General features: G+C 70.5%; 1 protein-coding gene. It reads left to right on the forward strand.

Annotated elements, in window-relative coordinates; translation table 11 throughout:
• Window positions 1-1,182 (forward strand): acetyl-CoA carboxylase biotin carboxylase subunit (locus ACZ6S8_RS10515; RefSeq protein WP_469454364.1); only part of this gene is annotated, 1,182 nt, incomplete at both ends.

Raw genomic sequence — 1,182 nt, forward strand, 5'->3', positions numbered from 1 at the left:
CTCATCGCCAACCGTGGCGAAATCGCTGTCCGCGTTGCCCGGGCCTGCCGGGACGCCGGGATCGCGAGCGTAGCCGTCTACGCCGATCCGGACCGGGACGCCCTGCACGTCCGCGCGGCCGACGAAGCGTTCGCGCTGGGCGGTGACACCCCGGCCGGCAGCTACCTGGACATCGGAAAAGTCCTCCAGGCCGCCGCCGACTCCGGAGCGGACGCCATCCATCCCGGATACGGCTTCCTCTCCGAGAACGCCGACTTCGCCCAGGCCGTCCTCGACGCGGGCCTGACCTGGATCGGACCCCCGCCCCAGGCCATCCGCGACCTCGGCGACAAAGTCGCCGCCCGCCACATCGCCCAACGCGCCGGAGCCCCCCTGGTCGCCGGCACCCCCGACCCCGTCTCCGGCTCCGACGAAGTCGTCGCCTTCGCCCAGGAGCACGGACTGCCCATCGCCATCAAGGCAGCCTTCGGCGGCGGCGGCCGCGGCCTCAAAGTCGCCCGCACCCTCGAAGAAATCCCCGAACTCTACGACTCCGCCGTCCGCGAAGCCGTCGCCGCCTTCGGCCGCGGCGAATGCTTCGTCGAGCGCTACCTCGACAAGCCCCGCCACGTCGAAACCCAGTGCCTCGCCGACACCCACGGCAACGTCGTCGTCGTCTCCACCCGCGACTGCTCCCTCCAGCGACGCCACCAAAAACTCGTCGAGGAAGCACCCGCCCCCTTCCTCACCGACGCCCAGAACGCCGAGCTCTACGCCGCGTCCAAAGCCATCCTGAAGGAAGCCGGCTACGTCGGCGCCGGCACCGTCGAATTCCTCGTCTCCGCCGACGGCTACATCTCCTTCCTCGAGGTCAACACCCGCCTCCAGGTCGAACACCCCGTCACCGAAGAAGTCTCCGGAATCGACCTCGTCCGCGAAATGTTCCGCATCGCCGACGGCGAAGCACTCGGCTACGACGACCCCACCCTGCGCGGCCACTCCATCGAGTTCCGCATCAACGGCGAAGACCCCGGCCGCGGCTTCCTCCCCGCCCCCGGCACCGTCACCACCTTCGCCCCGCCCACCGGCCCCGGCGTCCGCCTCGACGCCGGCGTCGAATCCGGCTCCGTCATCGGACCCGCCTGGGACTCCCTCCTCGCCAAACTCATCGTCACCGGCGCCACCCGCGAACAGGCCCTCCAA

It is taken from the genome of Streptomyces sp. NPDC048461 (genome assembly GCF_055587105.1).